This window comes from Pseudomonas sp. UMAB-40, assembly GCF_900095275.1.
Lineage (GTDB): Bacteria > Pseudomonadota > Gammaproteobacteria > Pseudomonadales > Pseudomonadaceae > Aquipseudomonas > Aquipseudomonas mandelii_B.
Window position 1 is genome coordinate 76,356 of record NZ_LT607575.1, and the last position, 18,160, is coordinate 94,515.

Consider the following 18,160-nt stretch of genomic DNA (forward strand, 5'->3'; position numbering starts at 1 on the left):
AACTCATGTATAGCAATGCACAGGCAAAGCTTTTGCGCGGCTCGTTCCACAGTCGCCGGGCGACCAGGAAACACAGCAACACACTCAGGCCCATGCTCAGCGCCGATGCAAAGCGCACACCGAACAGGTTCTGGCCAAACAGCGCCTGGCTGGCGGCAATCACCCAGTATCCGGCTGCCGGCTTTTCGAAATAACGCAGGCTCATTAAATGCGGCGACACCCAGTCGCCGCTCAGAAGCATGCCTTGGCTGATCTGCGCGTAGCGGGTTTCGTCAGGAATCCATAAGCCGTGGCTGCCCAACGGCAAGAGATACGCCAACAGGAAAATCCCCAGCAGCAGCGGCAATCCCCAGCGTTTGCTCATGCGCTTTGCACTCCCAGCCAGCCTTCCCGGCCTTCGAGCGTGCCGCGCACGACACGGCCCGTTGGCAAGGCGCTCGGGGCGTCGGGCAGCAGATCGCCCAAGGGTTTGAAGCCGATGCCACGTTGGCGCGCATCGGCCAGCAGTCGACGAAAATCATTGGCCATCAGAATCCCTTCTACTTCGGCGTGGATCGTATAGACGTTGAGTTTTTCAGGCGTGAATCGATCGAGGATGAACCCGTTGAAGTCCTTGGCTGCGACGACAGGGCCGACCACTTCATCGAAGGTCGGCAGGTCCACCGGAATCTGCGGTGCCCCCAAGCCGCCCCCGGCCAATCTCGGTTGGAACAAGCCTTGGCCTCGACAATCGCTGTTGTAGCGAAAGCCGAACGTTTGCTTGGCCTCGATCACGCGCTCGTCCGCGCGCCAACCGGCAGACGCCGAACACTCGATTTTTTGCCCGAGGATGTCGCTGAGGGTGTCCACGCCCAGGCGGATCTGTTCGATCAGCTGCGCGTCACTCCAGCGCCCGGCATTGGCCTGCCAGCCATGGTGATCCCAGGCGTGCAGCCCGACCTCATGGCCCGCATCCCGGGCCTGTCGCATCAGGTGCCCGAGGTCGCGACCGATGGGTTTTCCCGGCCAGGCGGTGCCGGCCAGCAGAATGTCCCAGCCATACAGGCCGGCAGCGTTGGAGCGGAGCATTTTCCAGAGGAATTGCGGGCGGATCAGGCGCCACAGATGGCGCCCCATGTTGTCCGGCCCGACGCTGAAGAAAAACGTCGCCTTGACCTGCGCTTCATCGAGGATTTCCAGCAGTCGCGGCACCCCCTCACGGGTGCCCCGGTAAGTGTCGACATCGATTCGAAGGCCTGCCTGCATCAGCGTGATTCTTCTTTGGAGTGCTCGGCCATTTCGAGCATGGCCTCGCGCAGGAAGAAATCCAGCGTGTTGCCGATGGTCTCGCTCATCTCCACCGTCGGCGTCCAGTCCAGCAGGCGCTTGGCGTTGGCGATGCTCGGTTTGCGGTGGGACACGTCCTGGTAGCCAGTGCCGTAGAACGCCTTGCTTTCCACGTCACGGAAACCGGCGAACGGCGGGAAGTTGTCACGCAACGGGTGCGCTTCAAACTGACGCAACAGCTCTTCGCCCAACTGACGAATGCTGGCCTCGTTGTCCGGGTTGCCGATGTTGATGATCTGGCCATTACAGGCATCGTTCTCGTTGTCGATGATCCGGGCCAGCGCTTCGACGCCGTCGGCAATGTCAGTAAAGCAGCGTTTCTGCTCGCCGCCGTCGAACAGGCGAATCGGCGTGCCCTCCACCAGGTTCAGGATCAGTTGGGTGATGGCCCGGGAGCTGCCGATCCGCGCCGAGTCCAGACGGTCCAGGCGCGGGCCCATCCAGTTGAAAGGACGGAACAACGTGAAATTCAGGCCTTTCTGGCCGTAGGCCCAGATCACACGGTCGAGCAATTGCTTGGAGATCGAATAGATCCAGCGCTGCTTGTTGATCGGGCCGACGACAAGGTTGGAGCTGTCTTCGTCGAAGTTCTGGTCCTGGCACATGCCATACACTTCGGAGGTCGACGGGAAGATCACGCGCTTGTTGTATTTGACGCAGTAGCGCACCAGTTTCAGGTTCTCTTCGAAGTCCAGTTCGAACACACGTAACGGGTTGCGGGTGTATTCGATGGGCGTGGCAATCGCCACCAGCGGCAGGATCACGTCGCACTTCTTGATGTGGTATTCGATCCACTCGGAGTGAATGCTTATATCGCCTTCGACGAAGTGAAAACGCGGATGGCTGCGCAAGCGGTCGATGGCATCGGAACCGATGTCCAGGCCGTACACCTCGTATCGGTCGTCGCGCAAAAGCCGCTCGGACAAGTGATTACCGATGAAGCCGTTGACGCCCAGGATCAGCACCCGAGTGCGACGTGGCGCGCGGCCGGACTCGGCGCCTCGCAACACGGAGCCGTCGACCAGCCCCAGTTCGTTGGCCAGTTGCGGGCCGCTCAGGTACAAGCCGTTGTCGTTGCGCTGGCCGGCGGTGATCACCAAAGAGTCTTCGCCGCAGGCAATGCGCAGCGGATCGACGCTGATCACCCGGCCCGGTGCCTGGCCTTCGTTGCCCTTGGCGACTTCTGCGCTCCAGACGATCAGCTTGTGTTCGCCCACGGCGCAGAACGCGCCCGGATAGGGTTGGGTGACGGCACGCACCAGGTTGAACAGTTCTTCGGCCGGTTTTTTCCAGACCAGTTTGCCGTCGGCGGCGGTGCGACGTCCGAACACCGTGGCGTCGGATTCGTCCTGCGGGGTTTCGCTGACTGTGCCTTGAAGCAGCGCCGGCAAGGCATCGCGAAGCAGGTCGATGGCGGCCTCGCGCAATTTGCCGTGCAGGCTCAGCGCGGTGTCGCTGCGGTCAATGGCCACCCGTTGCTGGGCGAGGATCGCGCCGGCGTCGGCGCGCTGGACCATGCGGTGCAGGGTCACGCCGGTTTCGGTTTCACCGTTGACCAGCACCCAGTTGGCCGGCGCACGACCCCGATAGCGCGGCAGCAATGAACCGTGCAGGTTGAACGCACCTTTGCGGGCCGTGGCCAACAGCGGTTCGCTCAGCAAGCTGCGGTAGTAGAACGAGAACAGGTAATCGGGGTTGAGCTTGCTGATGCGCTCGATCCACAGCGGATGATTGGCATCTTCCGGGGCGTGAACCGGGATGCCTCTGCTCGCGCACAGTTTCGCTACGGAGCCGTAAAAGGCGTTTTCCTTCGGATCATCGGCATGGGTAAACACGGCGGCGATTTCGAAGCCCGAGTCGAGCAGGGTTTCGATGCCGGCACAGCCAATATCGTGATAGGCGAAGACAACAGCTTTTGCGCTCATGGGAGGACCTGATCGGAAGAAATGGAAGTGAGGCCGTCAACGGTGACAACGGGGGCTGGCGTGGCGGGATGGCTACGCAGGACCTTCTCGACGAAGAACCGGGGGCGGGCGCGGACGTCGCTGTACATGCGGCCCAGGTATTCGCCCAATAGACCCATGCCAATGAACTGCCCGCCGGTGAACACGAACAGCACGGCGAACAGCACGAACGTACCGTCGCCGGCCCAACTGGCGCCGAAGACCAGGCGCAGGACAATCAGCGCAGTGGCGAACAGCAAACCCAGCCCGGCCATGGCGAAACCGACGATGCTCAGCAGGCGCAACGGCGTGGTGGTCATGCAGGTGATCAGGTCGAACATCAGGTTGACCAGACGCATGGGGCTGTATTTGGATTCGCCGTGTTCACGTTCGGCGTGCATCACCAGTATCTCCGTGGTGTGCCGGGCAAAGCTGTTGGCCAGGATCGGAATGAAGGTGCTGCGTTCGCGGCAGGCGAGCATCGCGTCGACGATGCTGCGGCGGTAGGCGCGGAGCATGCAGCCGTAATCGCTCATGGCCACGCCGGTTGAGCGCTGCACGGCTAGGTTGATCAGCTTCGACGGCCAGCGGCGCAGCGCCGAGTCCTGGCGGTTGTTGCGTACCGTGGCAACCACGTCGTAACCCAGCTCTGCCTGCGCCACCAGCCGGGGGATTTCTTCCGGTGGGTTCTGCAGATCGGCGTCGAGGGTGATCACCACATCGCCTTTGCACTGCTCGAAACCGGCCATGATTGCCGCGTGCTGGCCGTAGTTGCGGTTGAGAATGACTGCCACCACCGGGCTGCACTCGCGATTGGCGGCGTCCTCGAGGATTTGCGCCGAGTTGTCGCGGCTGCCGTCGTCGACCAGCACGATTTCATAGTCATGGTGTAACTGCTGGCACGCCGCTTCGGTGCGCCGCAGTAATTCGGGCAGGCTGTCTTGCTCGTTGTAGACCGGGATGACGATCGATACGCAACGGATCGGATAGGGTTTCACAGGCGTCTGTCCAGGGTGTGTTCAATGGCGTCGACCACACGATTGACGTCATCGAGGGTCATGTCGGGGAACAGCGGAATCGAGCACAGCCGCGCCGAGTTCCATTCGGTGTTGGGCAGGTAGATGTTGGGGAAACGCTGGCGGTAATACGTGTGCAGGTGGGTCGCGATGAAATGAATCCCGGTGCCGATGTTCTGTTCCTGCAAAGCCTTCATGAACGCTTCGCGGTCAAGTCCGCAGCGCTCGGCGTCGATGCGCAGGATGAACAGGTGCCAGGCGTGCTGTTGCGGGTAGGGCGGGATGAACAGCGGTTGCACCTTTGTGCCTTCGAGGCGTTCCAGATAGGCGTGAGCCAGCTCGGTGCGCTTGGCGTTGATGTCGTCAAGGCGCTCAAGTTGCACTAGGGCGATGGCAGCGTTGATGTCGGCCAGGTTGTATTTGAAACCTGGTTCTATCACTTGGGCCTGGGGTTTACGGCCATGGGTCAGGCGATCGTAGGCATCAACCCCCAAACCGTGAAACTTGAGCATGCGTACCCGGTTGGCCAGCGCTTCATCGTCGCTGACAAACATCGCGCCTTCGGCGCAGGTCATGTTCTTGATCGCGTGGAACGAGAAGATTGCCGTGCCTGTTGCGCCGACGTGACGACCCTTGTAGAAGGTGCCTGCCGCGTGGGCGGCGTCTTCGATAACAGCGATCCCGTGTTTGTCAGCCAGTGTATAGAGCGGATCGAGGTCAAAGGCGGCGCCGGCGTAATGCACCGGGATGATGGCTTTAGTACGTGGCGTGATGGCCGCTTCGATGCTCTCCAGGTCGCTCATCAGCGTGTCGCGGTCGACATCGACGAACACCGGCGTGGCGCCCAGCAGGCAGATCATATTGGCGGTGGACACCCAGGTCTGGGACGGTGTAATCACTTCATCGCCCGGACCAATTCCCATTGCCAGTAACGTGATATGCATCCCGCCGGTGGCCGAAGAAAGTGCAACGGCATGACGACAGCCGACATAGTTGGCGAATTGCTCTTCTAATTGCTGGTTTTTCGGCCCCGTAGTGATCCAGCCAGAGCGCAATACTTGCTCTACAGCAGCGATTTCTTCATCGCCGATACTGGGGCGGGAAAAGGGGAGAAAAGCCTGACTCATGGGCACCTCGGGACAGAAGGATCGATGACATTAAAATGAATCTGTTGGATCCAACAAAAGCGTAGGCGAAAAAAATGAAGCTGCATCAATTACTTGAATCAAAGTTTCGACATGCAGCACTCATTGACTTTTACCGAGTGAGTCGGCAGTTTGAACCAGCGCCAGGCTTGACCCGTCCAAGAAGGTTATGTCCGATTTTGTGAAAGGAACATGAAAAACCGGTCGTTGAATCGTTTATCTGAAAGTCATACAGCCACTGTTCAGACTTCTGCCGTTCATCGCGATTTTTAGAAGAAAAGTCCTACAGAAAATCCCGCTTTATATGAATGATGTTTCAATTGTTAGTTGTTTTTACTGAAGTGTTTCCACTCAAGGCCGTTTCGTTTGATTGACTTAGCTAATACCCATTCTGCTGCTTCGAAGACCAACCCGATGACCGTCTACTTGGCCCGACTGGCGCCCTCCAGTCAGTTGACCATGCGCTACGTTTTGCAGGACGCGGCAGACCGTTTGGGTTTCGAAGACATGAACGTCGAGGAGATTCCCTGGCATCAGCTCCAACCCGACAATGTGATTGCGCTGGTCGCAGCGCTGCGCGAAGACGGGTACGCACCGAATACCTCATCGCTGTACGTCAATGCGGTGCGCGGGGTGATGAACGAAGCGTGGCGCATGAGCCTGATCAGTCAGGAACACCTGCTGAAAATGCGCTCGGTGAAAGGGATTGCCGGTACGCGTTTATCCCAGGGCCGCAACCTCAGGCGCTCGCTGATTCAGGAGATGATGGCGGTGTGTGCCACCGACCCGCGTCCTCAAGGGTTGAGAGACGCAGCCATCATCGGGATTTTGTACGGTTCGGGAATGCGCAAATCCGAGTCGGTGAACCTGGACCTGTCACAGGTGGATTTCAGCGAGCGCAGCTTGCGGGTCACCGCCAAAGGCAACAAACAGTTGATCAAATACGCGCCGGCCTGGGCCTTTGAGAAACTGCAGGCCTGGCTGGAACTGCGCCGTTCGCACCTCAAGGAAGGCGAGGTGGACGACCCGTTCCTGTTCAACCGTATCCGTCGCGGCAGCCACATCACCCGCGAGCGCATCACCAAACATGCGATTTATTACATCGCCCGGCAGCGCGGCGCGCAGGTTGGGGTGAAAATCATGCCGCATGATTTTCGGCGCTCGTTCATTACCCGGGTGATCGAAGAGCACGACCTGTCGATCGCGCAAAAACTCGCTCATCACAGCAACATCCAGACCACGGCCAACAACGATGTGCGCGACGACAACGAGCGGCGTCGGGCAGTGGACCGCTTCGATCTCTGATCGACTTGATTCACGGCTCACTCAACACATGGGCATGGCCGATGGTTGATACGTGAACGGCGCTGCCAGCGGGTGGCGCGTACATGCCAGAGCTGCGCACCATCAATGATCGACCGTGCGGGTCGCCGGCGACGGTAGGCTGCAACTCCACGGTCAAGGTGCAGGTATTGCCGCTGAAATCCCGCTCGGTCACCACGGCGCGGCACCCGGCGACTTCGGTCGGACTGGGCTGGATGCTGACCAGTTGCAATTGCTCGGGGCGCAGCATGATCTGCGCCGCATTGTTGTTACGGTGGTTGTTGACCGGAATACGGCCCAGATCGCAATGGGCCCAACCGGCCTCGATCCTGGCGGGCATGACCACGGCATCCCCGAGAAACAGCGCGGTTTGTTCGTCATCGGGATAGCGGTAAAGGTCCAGCGGATGGCCCGACTGCACCAGCCGACCGTCGCGCATCACCGCCAACTGATCGGCGAACGACAACGCTTCGCTCTGGTCATGGGTCACCAGGATGGTGGTGACGCCGGCGTCGGACAGCAATCGCGCGACCATTTTGCGCATCGCGCCGCGAAGACCGGTATCGAGTGCCGAAAACGGCTCGTCCAGCAACATCAGGCGCGGTTGCTGCGCCAACGCTCGCGCCAGCGCCACTCGCTGTTGCTGACCGCCGGAAAGCTCATGGGGCCAACGTTGGGCCATGCTCGAATCGAGGGCCACGCTGTCCATCAACTCGGCGATTCGCTGTTGCTTCGCGTCGCCTTTGGTTGAAAGCCCGAAACCGATATTGGCGGCCACCGTCATGTGCGGGAACAGCGCGCCGTCCTGGGGGACATAGCCAATCAAACGCTGATGCGCCGGGACTTCATGGGTGTCGTCCACCAGCGTCTGGCCATTGAGCGACAGCGTGCCAGTGTCCGGGAATTCGAAGCCGGCGATCATCCGCAGCAACGTGGTTTTGCCGGAGCCGGAAGGGCCGACGATCACCGTTCGGCTGCCGGCGGGTACCGACAGGCTGATGTTCTCCAGGGCTTTAAGCGCGCCGTAGGATTTGTAGATCGAATCGAGTTCCAGAGCGTTCATCGGCCAGCCGTTCGTTTGGATTGGTGATAAAGAATTCCGGTCAACGGAAGTGACAGCACAATCATCAGCAAGGCGTAAGGCGCCGCGGCGGCATAGTCGATTTCGCTGGTCAGTGCCCAGAAACCGGTGGCCAGGGTGCGTGTACCGTTGGGGGCGAGCAACAGGGTCGCAGTCAGCTCATTGGTGATCGCCAGAAACACCAGCGCGGCACCGGCGGCAGCACCCGGCGCGGCCAGGCGCAAGGTGATCAGCCACAAGGCCCGGGCGGGCGAGCGACCGAGGCTGCGCGCCATGTTTTCCAGTTCGACCGGTGCCTGCGCGATGCCAGCACGCAAACTCACCAGGGCGCGGGGCAAAAACATCAGCAGATACGCCAGCAATACCGTGATCGTTGTCTGGTAGATCGGCCTGGCGAAATGGATGGTGATGGTCACCAACGCCAGGGCCACGACGATCCCGGGCAACGAGCTGGTGATGTAGTTGCAGCTTTCCAGCAATCGTTGCAGCCGCCCCGGTGAGCGGATCGACAGCCAGGCAATCGGGATGGCGGCGCAGGTGGTCAGGACTGCGCCGCAGATCCCCAGCAGCAGGGTTTGTTCCAGCGCCGGCACAAGCTCCGCCCAGTCCCAGACTTGCGGGCCGCCCGCGATCAGCCATCGGCCCAAGGTGATCAGTGGCACACCCAGGGCCAGTGCGCAGGTGGTGAGTTGCAGCATCAAGCCAAGCACGGCGGCTTGAGCGCCCAGGCGCACAATCCGTTGCTCTCGTGCGCTGCCGGAGCCGACCCGGGCGTAACGCGCCGTACCGCGAGCGGCTGATTCGGCGGTCAGCATCACCAGGCAACACAGGGCGAGCACGCTGGCCAGCATGTGGGCAGCGGGGCCGTTGAAGGTGGATTTGAACTGATCGAAGATCGCCGTGGTGAAGGTGTCGAAGCGGATCATCGCGTACAGGCCATATTCGGCCAGCAGGTGCAGCCCCACCAATAGGGCTCCGCCGCAGATGGCCAGGCGCAATTGCGGCAACACCACGCGGAAAAAGATCGCCCAGGGCTTGAGCCCCAACGATTCGGCGACGTCTTCGATCGCCGGGTCGAGACGGCGCAACGTCGCTGCAATCGGCAAGTACAGGAACGGGAAGTAGGCGATGACCGAGACCAGCACCCCGGCAAACAGGCCGTGAATGGGTGGAACCAGGCTGACCCACGCATAGCTGTGCACAAAGGCCGGCACAGCCAGCGGCGCGATGGACAGCAACGACCAGCCGCGTCGCCCGGGCAGGTTGGTGCGTTCCGTCAACCAGGCCAGGGCCAGACCCAGCACAACGCACAGGGGAATGGTGATCATCACCAGCAACACCGTGTTGGTCAGCAACTCGCCGACCCGTGGCCGGAACACCAGCGGCACCAGCGTCGCCCAGCCGGTTTGTATCGACACGCCGATGACGAAGGCTATCGGCATCAACGCCAATAACGAAACCAGCACCGACAAACCGATCACCCACGCGCCACCGCGACCGGCGAAGATGCCACGGGCGCGGCGGCGCAGGTTATCGGGTATCGCGGTGGGGATACCCGTTGGCAGGGTTTCAGGCATCACTTAAAGCAGTCCCGCCTGAGTCATCAGCTCCACCGCTTTTTTGCTGTCGAGTTTCGAAGCATCGACCACAGGGGCGTCGAGCTGCTGCAAAGGCACCAGTTTTGGATTGGATTGAGCGTTTTTACCCACAGCGTATTCAAACGACTTGCCGGTCTTAAGAATCTCCTGGCCGTCCTTGCCGGTGATCCATTTCAGCAGCGCCTGGGCTTGTTCCTTGTGTTTGCTGGACGCCAGAACCCCGCCACCCGAAATGCTGACAAACGCACCGGGATCCTTGTGCTTGAAATAGTGCAGGGCAGTGTTCTTGCTGTTCTCGCCGGTCTTGGCCTGGTCGCCGAAGCTGTAGTAGTGGTAGATCACGCCGCTGTCGATCTGCCCGGCATTGACCGCTTTGAGCACCGAGCTGTTGCCGCGATAGGCGGTGAAATTGGTTTTCATCCCTTTGAGCCACTCCAGCGTGGCCGCTTCACCCTTGAGTTCCAGCACGGCCGCGACGATAGCCTGGAAATCGGCACCGGCCGGCGAAGCGCCCCAACGACCTTTCCAGGCGGGAGTCGCAAGGTCCATCAGCGATTTTGGCAGGTCGGCTTCGGGCAGCTTGCTCGGGTTATAGACAAACACCGTTGAGCGCGCGGCGATCCCGACCCATTTGCCGTGGGCCGGACGATAAGCCGCATCGATTTGCTCCAGCGTGGTCGGCGCAACCGGTGCAAACAGCCCCGCGTTGTCCACCAACACCATCGCCGGGGAGTTTTCAGTCAGGAACACATCGGCGGGAGAGGCGGCGCCTTCCTGCACGATCTGGTTACCCATCTCGGTATCGTCGCCGTTGCGCACGGTGACCTTGATGCCGGTTTCCTTGGTGAAGCCCTCGACCCAGGCTTTGGTCAGACTTTCGTGCTGTGCGTTGTAGACCACGATGCCGTCGTCAGCGGCAAACACCTGCCCGGTGCTGAGCAGTGCAGTGGCCAGCAAGGCTGTTTTGAGGAAGGAAGGAATAGGGGTGATCATTATGTTTGGCAGCTCCTGTTCTTTTTAGAGACATGCACGTGAATTCGATGGCCAATCAATGCGAACCATTTGCATGTTTTTAGTCGCAGGGAATGTAGAGATCAAAATGAGAAAAAAACGTCAAAGAAACCGTTAATACATGTCATTTTCATTCAGATTAGCAGCACCTTGGCCCCTTGCCCGATGGATCTGAATCAAACCATGTCATCACGGGCTCGATGGGCAGCCTTTCGATGTTCCGCCGGCGGCCTGACTGATCGCTGCGGCCAGACGCTTGACGTTGTTCTGATGGGCCACCACCAATTCATCAATGGTGGGGCCTGAAGGGGTCTGCAACGTGCTGCGGCAGGTCACCAGCGTGGTATCGCTCTCGCCGAAGTTACGCAGGCGCCATTTGACGTCGATCAATGCGTATTGGCCTGGAACCGAGTCGAAGCGTTGCACATCCAGGCGCACGGACAGTTTGCGCTGAGGATTGGTGTTGAGCAGTTGATCGACCAAGGCGCTGCGCAATTCATCCACCAGGCTCGCGGCCCACCATTGGGTTTCGAGTATCGCGAGGCCGCTGTTGCCCTGGCGGATAACGATCTGCGGACGATCGACCTGGGGCGGCACACTGAGGCTTTCAATCTGGATCTCCGCAACACCGCCTCTGGATTGATTACCCAATTGCGCCGGAATCAGGGTGTGAAACTGAATCGGATCACTGCGGCAAGCGGTGAGCAGTAACAGCGCGGTGACCAAGGTGATCTTTTGCGGAAAAGCCATGGTGTTGCTCCTGTGGTCAGTTGCGCGGTGGCGCCTGCAGATCCATCGGTGCGGCGTTGTTGGGGCGGCCGCGAATCAGCGATTCCGGATGCCGTCCCAGGTAATCCGAGAGCTCACGCAAGGAGCGTGACATGCGTCCGAGTTCGTCCAGGGTCTGGGTCAGTTGTTCGCGCTGCGGTGAGTCTTCGGCGAGCGTCGAGCTGGCCGATTGCAGCGTCTTGCTGACGTCGGCCAGGGTGGTTTGCACGCCCGGTAGAGTCTTGGCGTTGAACTGGGCGAGGCCTTTGCGCAGTTCGACGAGGTTGCTGTCCAGATTGCCGGCAATCCGCTCGATTGGCAGTTGGTTGATCTTGTTGACCATGCCTTCGAGTTTTTCCTGCAACTGTTCGAGGCTGCCGGGAATGGTCGGAATACTGACCGGACGGGCGCTCGGATCGAACACGACTTTCTCGGCCTTGGGGTAGAAATCCAGCGCGATGTACAGCTGACCAGTCAACAGATTGCCGCTGCGGGCCTGGGCGCGCAGACCGTTTTCGATAAAGGAGCCCATCAGGCGCACGCCTGCGGCTTCATCATTGGGATCATGATTCAGCACCTTGAGCATTTTGGTGTGGGCCAGACCCAGGCGTTGCGGGTAGATCATGATGCCGACGTTGACCGGGAAGCTGCGCTTTTTCGCATCGAAATCCAGATTGATCGACACCACTTTGCCGAACTCCACGCCGAGAAATTCCACCGGTGCATCGACTTTGAGGCCACGCAGGGCCTGGTCGAATCGCAGGCTCAAGTATTGGCCTTTGCCACTGGGCGGGGCGAGGGCGGTTTGCTGGTCGGGGAACAGTTCATAGGCATACTCTTCTGCCGCCGGTTTATCGTTGGGGCTGTACTCCGGCGCGCGGAAGGCGATGCCGCCCACCAGCAGCGATGACAACGACTCGGTCTTCACCGCAAACCCATTGGCGCCGACGCTGACATCAATACCGCTGGCATTCCAGAACCGGGTGTTTTCGGTGACATAGGCGTCATTGGGAGAGTGAATGAACAGGTCGATGTTCACGCCTTTGCCGTCAGGGTCCAGCGCGTAGCCCACCACTTGGCCGACCGGAATTTTTCGGTAATAGACCGGCGAGCCGATGTCTAGCGACCCGAGGTCCTGAGTGTGCAAGGTAAAGCGCTTGCCCGGCTCGCCATAGGTAATCGGTGGCGGGTTTTCCAGGCCTTTGAAGTTTTTCGCGCGATTGTTGGCCTGGCCGATGTCGGCGCCGATATAGTCGCCGGAGAGCAGGGTGTCGATGCCCGAGACGCCACCGGCTCCGATACGCGGACGCACCACCCAGAACTGCGAGTCTGCGCGAGTGAAGCTTTCCGCCTGTTTGGCCAGTTTGATCGTGGCGTTGACACTCTTCTGGTCGCTGCTCAGTTCCACGTCCGAGACCTGCCCGATCACCACATTGCGGTATTTGACCTCGGTTTTGTTGGCAGTAAGGCCGCTGCCGGTATTGAACGTGACGGTGATGGTCGGGCCTTCCTGCATCATGCTGTGGACCACCAGGGAAATGCCCACCAGTACCGCGATGATGGGCACGATCCAGACCAGCGAAACGCTGAAACGACGAGTCTTGATTGGGGCCTGGCCAGGGGCTTGCGGCCCGTCAGTGGCTTGCGACTTCATCCATGTCCTCCTCGGTGTGTGAGTTTTTATCCTGCCCGTTATCCCAGATCAGACGCGGGTCGAAACTCATCGCTGCCAGCATGGTGAACACGACCACCAGGCCAAAAAACAGAATGCCCGGGCGCGGCTGGATATCGGCCAGGGCTTGAAACTTCACCAGTGAGGCCACCAGGGCTACCACGATCACATCGAGCATGGACCAGTAACCGATGACCTCGACGAATCGGTACAGCTTTGATCGCTCTTTGCGCGCCCACAGGCTGTCGCGATGCACCGTAATCAGCAACAGCATCAGGGCGACGAACTTGATGCCCGGCACCGCGATGCTCGCGATAAAAATGATCAGGGCAATGTCCCAGGCACCGTGCTGCCAGAACTCCAGCACGCCACTCATGATCGTGCTGTCGGCGCCGTTGCCGACCATTTTTGTGTTCATCACCGGCAGCAGATTGGCCGGGACGTAAAACACCAGGGAGGTCAGCAGGTAGGCCCAGGTGCGGGTCAGCGAGTTGCTTTTGCGGTGATGCAACGGCGCGCCGCAGCGCTCGCATTCGTCGGGATTGAGGGTCGTGTCACAGGCCAGTCCGCAACTGTGGCACAGGCACAGGTTGAGTTCGCTGGCGACCGACGGCCTTGTCATAAGGTGTCCCACAGATCGCGAACATCGCGCCCGGCGATGCGGATCATCATCAGGCTGAGCACGGCCAGGGCAAACAGACCGATGCCGGGCAGCACATCCAGCAACCCGGCGAGTTTGATCACCGCGACCATTGCCCCCAGCAGGCAGACTTCGAGCATGCTCCAGGGCCGCAGGGTTTCCAGCCAGCGCATGCAGAACCTGAAACCGGGCGAACGCCGGGAGGCGAGGGCATAGCTCAGCACCCAAATCAGCAGCAACAGCTGGAAGATCGGCGCGATGATCATCGCGATGGCCGCCACCATGGCAATGAACGTGATCGGCCCCAGGCTCAGGGCCAGCACCGAATCCCAGAGGGTTGCGCTGTTTTTCAAGCCTTTGAGGCTGATGCTCATGACCGGGTAGAAGTTGGCGAAAATCCACAACATCAACGCCGTCCAAGTCAACGCCAGGCGTTGTTCCACTGTCAGGCCGTTATAGCGCTGGAGCACGCCGCCGCAGCGTGTGCACAGGGTTTTTTGATGTTTGGCGAGCGTGACTTTTTCATACACGCAGTCGCAGTGCTCGCAGATGATCAGTTGGTCAGTCGTAGCCATAGGCCGCACTCGCCAGGACGCAGGAAAGTCAGAGCACCTCCTCAATATAGAAGTGCCTTGCGATTGAGCAAATCGAAAGGCTTAAACAACTGATTTACAGCGTTATCGTTCATCGCGGGCGAGCCCGCTCCCACAAGGATCGTCGTTGATCACAAAGTCCTTGTCCGCTGCAGATCCTGTGGGAGCGGGCTTGCTCGCGAAAGTGGCCTGTCAGCCAACCAGTTCGCGCAGGCGGTACCAGAACATGCCCAGCGCCAGCAACGGCGAGCGCAGCATCGGCCCGCCGGGAAAGGTCATGTGCGGCACGGCGCTGAACACGTCGAACCCTTGACTGTGCCCGGCGTGAATCGCTTCACCCAACAGTTTCGCGCACCAATGCGTGACGTTCAGTCCATGCCCGGAATACCCCTGGGCGTAGAACACGTTCGGGTGCTGACTCAAGCGTCCGACCTGCGGAAAACGATTGGCCGAGATGCCGATGCGACCGCCCCATTGATAGTCGATGCGCGCATCGCGCAGTTGCGGGAAGACCTTGAGCATCTGCGGGCGCATGTACGCCGTGATGTCGGCCGGATCGCGCCCGGAATAATGGCAGGCTCCACCGAACAGCAAGCGCCGGTCCGCCGAGAGCCGGTAGTAATCCAGGCCGACTTTCTGGTCGCACAACGCCAGGTTCTGCGGGATCAATTGCGCGGCAACCTCAGGTGCCAACGGCTCGGTGGCGATGATGTAGCTGCCGGCCGGGAGCACCTTCCCGCTGAGTTTCGGTTCGAGTTCTTCAAGGTGCGCGTTGCAGGCCAGCACAAGACTGCCCGCGCGCACCGTGCCACCGGCACACCTAACCTGCACCGTGCTGCCATGGATCAACTCCAGAACCGGGCTCTGCTCAAAGATCTGCACGCCGAGGGAGTGCGCCAGCTTTGCTTCGCCCAGTACCAGATTGAGCGGATGCAAATGGCCCGAGCCCATGTCGACCAGACCACCGGCATAGCCCCCTGAATCCACCACTTGCTGACGGATCTGCTCAGGCCCGACCAGACGGGTTTCGTGGGCATAACCTGATTCGGCCAGACTTTCCTGCTCAACCTTGAACGCCGCGAATTGCGCCTTGGTGTTGGCCAGCTCGCAGAACCCCCAGCGCAGGTCGCACTCAATCCCGTGTTCACGGATGCGATTGCCCACCAGTTCCACCGATTCGATCCCCGCACGCTCCAGATAGCGCACGCCGTCCTCACCGATGTAACGGGTGAAACCGCTGACGTCATGGCCGATGCCACGGATCAGTTGCCCGCCATTGCGTCCGCTGGCGCCCCAGCCAATCCGCCGGCCCTCCAGCAGAATCACCGAGAGCCCGCGTTGAGCCAGTTCGATCGCGGTGTTGACCCCGGTGAAACCGCCGCCGATCACGCAGACATCGGCCACAAGGTCCGAGGTCAGCGTGGGGTAGGGCGTCAGGCCATTGGCGGTGGCCGCGTAATAGGAATGAGCGTGTTCGTTATTCATTTGTTGGACTTCACTTTGCTCCAGGAACGGGTCATCAGTCGCATGATCGCCTGGGGCGGGGTGGTCGAAATGTAGAGTTTGTCGAGGACTGCCTGCGGCGGATAAACCTCAGGGTTGTTCACCAGTTCCGCGTCCATGTATTCCTTGGCGGCGGGGTTCGGGTTGGCGTAGCCGACCGAGGCGCTGACCTTGGCAATCACTTGCGGGTCCAGCAGGTAGTTGATGAAGGCGTGGGCTTCTTTCGGGTTGCCGGCATCGGCAGGAATCGCCAACAGGTCAAACCACAAGTTACTGCCTTCCTTCGGAATGGCGTAGGCGATGTTCACGCCGTTCTTGGCTTCCTTGGCCCGGTTGGCGGCCTGGAACACGTCACCCGAATAGCCGAAGGCCACGCAGATGTCGCCGTTGGCCAGGTCCGACACATATTTGGAGGAATGGAAATAGGTGATGTAAGGCCGGATGCTCAACAGCTTGGCTTCGGCTTTCTTGAAGTCCTCGGGGTTCTCACTGCGCGGGTCCATGCCCATGTAATTGAGAATCGCCGGGAACACTTCATCGGCCGAGTCCATCATCGACACGCCGCACTGGCTGAGTTTCTTGATGTTTTCCGGTTCGAACAACACCTCCCAGGAATCGATGTGGTCGATGCCGAGCACTTGCTTGACCTTGTCGACGTTGTAGCCGATGCCGTTGGTGCCCCACAGGTACGGCACGGAATGCTCATTACCCGGGTCGTTTTTCTCCAGCAGCGCCAACAGCTTCGGGTCGAGGTTCTTGAAGTTGGGCAACTGCGCACGGTCCAGCTTGAGGAACGCGCCGGCCTTCACCTGACGGGCCAGAAAGTGGTTGGACGGCACGACCACGTCATACCCGGTGCGCCCGGCGAGCAATTTGCCCTCCAGGGTTTCGTTGGAATCGAAGACGTCGTAAATCACCTTGATCCCGGATTTGGCCTGGAAGTCGGCGAGGGTGGTTTCGCCGATGTAATCGGTCCAGTTGTAGACGCTGACGGTGGGCTGAGCCTGGGCAACGGCACTGAAGAACACGGCCAGCGCGGCCGGAACCATGGATTTCAATAGACGCATATCGACACCTCTTATTGTTTTGTTTGTGATCGTTCCCACGCAGAGCGTGGGACCGATCATGAAGGGAGTTAAACGCTAAGCATCAAGAACTCACGCTCCCAGGAGCTGATCACCCGCTTGAAGTTCTCGTGTTCGGCACGCTTGACCGCGACGTAACCGCGTACGAACTTGTCGCCCAGATAGCGCCCGATGGTTTCGCACTCTTCCATCTGCGTCAGCGCATCCTCGATGGTGATCGGCAGGCGCAGGTTGCGGCGTTCGTAGGCTCGACCTTGCACCGCCGCACTCGGCTCGATGCGTTCAACCATGCCCAGATAACCGCACAACAAACTCGCCGCGATTGCCAGGTACGGGTTGGCGTCAGCCCCCGGCAAGCGGTTTTCCACGCGCATCGAATCCGGCGTCGAGGTCGGCACTCGCAGGCCGACGGTGCGGTTTTCTTCGCCCCATTCGACGTTGACCGGAGCCGAGGTGTCCGGCAGGAAGCGGCGGAACGAGTTGACGTTGGGCGCGAACATCGGCAGCACTTTGGGGATGTACTTTTGCAGGCCGCCGATGTGGTGCAGGAACAGTTCGCTCATGGTGCCGTCGGCATTGGCGAAGATCGGCTGACCGGTGGCGATGTCGACCACGCTCTGGTGGATGTGCATGGCGCTGCCGGGCTCGTCGCCAATCGGCTTGGCCATGAAGGTCGCGGCGACGTTGTGCTTGAGCGCCGCCTCACGCATGGTGCGCTTGAACACGGTGATCTGGTCGGCCAGGTCCAGCGCATCGCCATGTCGGAAGTTGATTTCCATCTGCGCTGGGCCGTCTTCGTGGATCAGCGTGTCGAGGTCCAGGCCTTGCAGTTCGCACCAGTCGTAGACGTCTTCGAACAGAGGATCGAATTCGTTCGCAGCATCGATGGAAAACGACTGACGACCGCTTTCCGCACGGCCCGAACGGCCCAGCGGCGCCTTGAGCGGCAAGTCCGGGTCTTCACAGCGCTGGGTCAGGTAGAACTCCATTTCCGGCGCAACAATCGGCCGCCAGCCTTTGTCGGTGTACAGTTGCAGGACTTTCTTCAGGACGTTACGCGGCGACAGTTCGATCGGGTTGCCGAACTTGTCGAAGGTGTCATGGATGACGATGGCGGTCGGCTCGATCGCCCATGGAATCACGTACACCGCGTCGGCGACGGGCTTGCAGACCATGTCAATGTCGGCCGGGTCGAGCAGGTCGTAGTAGATGTCGTCGTCGACAAAGTCCCCGGTTACCGTTTGCAAAAGCACACTTTCCGGCAGGCGCATGCCTCGCTCATGCAGGAACTTGTTGGTGGGTGCAATTTTGCCGCGTGCAATGCCGGTCAAGTCACTGACCACACACTCGACTTCGGTAATCTTGTGATCTTTCAGCCACGTGAGGAGCTGATCGAAAGGGGCATTCATAAAGACCTCGTTATTGGTTTTTTTAACGCCGGGGAGGATGGTTTCAT

Annotated in this window: 16 protein-coding genes; 1 reads left to right on the forward strand and 15 read right to left on the reverse strand. The window is 60.1% G+C overall.

Annotation, left to right across the window (positions count from 1 at the left end; genetic code table 11):
* The 5 genes from K0F88_RS32630 to arnB form a co-directional block, all read right to left on the reverse strand.
* Positions 1 to 364: phospholipid carrier-dependent glycosyltransferase (locus K0F88_RS32630; protein ID WP_257605375.1), on the reverse strand; the 364-nt coding region annotated here is incomplete at its 3' end.
* Positions 361 to 1,245: a 4-deoxy-4-formamido-L-arabinose-phosphoundecaprenol deformylase gene (gene arnD / locus K0F88_RS28090; protein ID WP_219097395.1), complete on the reverse strand. Its 885-nt coding sequence runs from the start codon at positions 1,243 to 1,245 to the stop codon at positions 361 to 363. The genes arnD and K0F88_RS32630, both read right to left, overlap by 4 nt.
* Entirely contained in the window at positions 1,245 to 3,251 is a 2,007-nt protein-coding gene (gene arnA / locus K0F88_RS28095) for a bifunctional UDP-4-amino-4-deoxy-L-arabinose formyltransferase/UDP-glucuronic acid oxidase ArnA (protein ID WP_219097396.1), read from the reverse strand. Before arnA ends, arnD begins: the two co-directional genes overlap by 1 nt.
* A complete protein-coding gene (gene arnC / locus K0F88_RS28100; protein WP_219097397.1) occupies positions 3,248 to 4,267 on the reverse strand; it encodes an undecaprenyl-phosphate 4-deoxy-4-formamido-L-arabinose transferase in 1,020 nt (339 codons plus the stop codon). Before arnC ends, arnA begins: the two co-directional genes overlap by 4 nt.
* Positions 4,264 to 5,412, reverse strand: a complete 1,149-nt coding sequence (gene arnB, locus K0F88_RS28105) for a UDP-4-amino-4-deoxy-L-arabinose aminotransferase (protein WP_094467516.1) — start codon at positions 5,410 to 5,412, stop codon at positions 4,264 to 4,266. Before arnB ends, arnC begins: the two co-directional genes overlap by 4 nt.
* 432 nt (positions 5,413 to 5,844) lie before the next feature.
* On the opposite strand from arnB, the gene xerC reads away from it, so the two are divergent.
* Positions 5,845 to 6,735 carry a tyrosine recombinase XerC gene (gene xerC / locus K0F88_RS28110; protein ID WP_219097398.1) on the forward strand — a complete coding sequence of 297 codons (891 nt, stop codon included), beginning with the start codon at positions 5,845 to 5,847 and terminating at the stop codon, positions 6,733 to 6,735.
* A gap of 10 nt (positions 6,736 to 6,745) precedes the next feature.
* Here xerC and K0F88_RS28115 read toward each other — a convergent pair whose 3' ends face one another.
* From K0F88_RS28115 to K0F88_RS28160, 10 genes are all read right to left on the reverse strand, one after another.
* Positions 6,746 to 7,816 (reverse strand): ABC transporter ATP-binding protein, encoded by a 1,071-nt coding sequence (locus K0F88_RS28115; protein WP_219097399.1) that lies wholly within the window; start codon positions 7,814 to 7,816, stop codon positions 6,746 to 6,748.
* Positions 7,813 to 9,411 (reverse strand): iron ABC transporter permease, encoded by a 1,599-nt coding sequence (locus tag K0F88_RS28120; protein ID WP_219097400.1) that lies wholly within the window; start codon positions 9,409 to 9,411, stop codon positions 7,813 to 7,815. The genes K0F88_RS28115 and K0F88_RS28120 overlap by 4 nt, the downstream gene beginning before the upstream one ends.
* A gap of 3 nt (positions 9,412 to 9,414) precedes the next feature.
* Positions 9,415 to 10,425: an iron ABC transporter substrate-binding protein gene (locus K0F88_RS28125; RefSeq protein ID WP_219097401.1), complete on the reverse strand. Its 1,011-nt coding sequence runs from the start codon at positions 10,423 to 10,425 to the stop codon at positions 9,415 to 9,417.
* A gap of 207 nt (positions 10,426 to 10,632) precedes the next feature.
* Entirely contained in the window at positions 10,633 to 11,193 is a 561-nt protein-coding gene (locus K0F88_RS28130; RefSeq protein ID WP_094467512.1) for a membrane integrity-associated transporter subunit PqiC, read from the reverse strand.
* Positions 11,194 to 11,209: 16 nt separating this feature from the next.
* On the reverse strand, positions 11,210 to 12,865 hold the full coding sequence (locus tag K0F88_RS28135) for an intermembrane transport protein PqiB (RefSeq protein WP_219097402.1): 1,656 nt from the start codon (positions 12,863 to 12,865) through the stop codon (positions 11,210 to 11,212).
* Positions 12,846 to 13,505: a paraquat-inducible protein A gene (locus tag K0F88_RS28140; protein WP_219097403.1), complete on the reverse strand. Its 660-nt coding sequence runs from the start codon at positions 13,503 to 13,505 to the stop codon at positions 12,846 to 12,848. The genes K0F88_RS28135 and K0F88_RS28140 overlap by 20 nt, the downstream gene beginning before the upstream one ends.
* On the reverse strand, positions 13,502 to 14,098 hold the full coding sequence (locus K0F88_RS28145) for a paraquat-inducible protein A (RefSeq protein WP_219097404.1): 597 nt from the start codon (positions 14,096 to 14,098) through the stop codon (positions 13,502 to 13,504). Before K0F88_RS28145 ends, K0F88_RS28140 begins: the two co-directional genes overlap by 4 nt.
* Before the next feature lie 210 nt (positions 14,099 to 14,308).
* Entirely contained in the window at positions 14,309 to 15,601 is a 1,293-nt protein-coding gene (locus K0F88_RS28150; RefSeq protein ID WP_219097405.1) for an FAD-binding oxidoreductase, read from the reverse strand.
* Positions 15,598 to 16,686, reverse strand: coding sequence for a polyamine ABC transporter substrate-binding protein (locus K0F88_RS28155; protein WP_219097406.1), 1,089 nt, complete (start codon positions 16,684 to 16,686; stop codon positions 15,598 to 15,600). Before K0F88_RS28155 ends, K0F88_RS28150 begins: the two co-directional genes overlap by 4 nt.
* A gap of 68 nt (positions 16,687 to 16,754) precedes the next feature.
* The gene (locus tag K0F88_RS28160) at positions 16,755 to 18,113 is read right to left on the reverse strand and encodes a glutamine synthetase family protein (protein WP_219097407.1); all 1,359 of its coding nucleotides are present in this window, start codon (positions 18,111 to 18,113) and stop codon (positions 16,755 to 16,757) included.
* Positions 18,114 to 18,160 lie beyond the last annotated feature (47 nt).

Bases quoted from the DNA above. Each gene is read 5' to 3' on its own strand.
- arnD (WP_219097395.1), bottom strand. From the start codon at position 1,245: ATGCAGGCAGGCCTTCGAATCGATGTCGACACTTACCGGGGCACCCGT.
- arnA (WP_219097396.1), bottom strand. From the start codon at position 3,251: ATGAGCGCAAAAGCTGTTGTCTTCGCCTATCACGATATTGGCTGTGCC.
- arnB (WP_094467516.1), bottom strand. From the start codon at position 5,412: ATGAGTCAGGCTTTTCTCCCCTTTTCCCGCCCCAGTATCGGCGATGAA.
- xerC (WP_219097398.1), top strand. From the start codon at position 5,845: ATGACCGTCTACTTGGCCCGACTGGCGCCCTCCAGTCAGTTGACCATG.
- K0F88_RS28115 (WP_219097399.1), bottom strand. From the start codon at position 7,816: ATGAACGCTCTGGAACTCGATTCGATCTACAAATCCTACGGCGCGCTT.
- K0F88_RS28120 (WP_219097400.1), bottom strand. From the start codon at position 9,411: ATGCCTGAAACCCTGCCAACGGGTATCCCCACCGCGATACCCGATAAC.
- K0F88_RS28125 (WP_219097401.1), bottom strand. From the start codon at position 10,425: ATGATCACCCCTATTCCTTCCTTCCTCAAAACAGCCTTGCTGGCCACT.
- K0F88_RS28130 (WP_094467512.1), bottom strand. From the start codon at position 11,193: ATGGCTTTTCCGCAAAAGATCACCTTGGTCACCGCGCTGTTACTGCTC.
- K0F88_RS28135 (WP_219097402.1), bottom strand. From the start codon at position 12,865: ATGAAGTCGCAAGCCACTGACGGGCCGCAAGCCCCTGGCCAGGCCCCA.
- K0F88_RS28140 (WP_219097403.1), bottom strand. From the start codon at position 13,505: ATGACAAGGCCGTCGGTCGCCAGCGAACTCAACCTGTGCCTGTGCCAC.
- K0F88_RS28145 (WP_219097404.1), bottom strand. From the start codon at position 14,098: ATGGCTACGACTGACCAACTGATCATCTGCGAGCACTGCGACTGCGTG.
- K0F88_RS28150 (WP_219097405.1), bottom strand. From the start codon at position 15,601: ATGAATAACGAACACGCTCATTCCTATTACGCGGCCACCGCCAATGGC.
- K0F88_RS28155 (WP_219097406.1), bottom strand. From the start codon at position 16,686: ATGCGTCTATTGAAATCCATGGTTCCGGCCGCGCTGGCCGTGTTCTTC.
- K0F88_RS28160 (WP_219097407.1), bottom strand. From the start codon at position 18,113: ATGAATGCCCCTTTCGATCAGCTCCTCACGTGGCTGAAAGATCACAAG.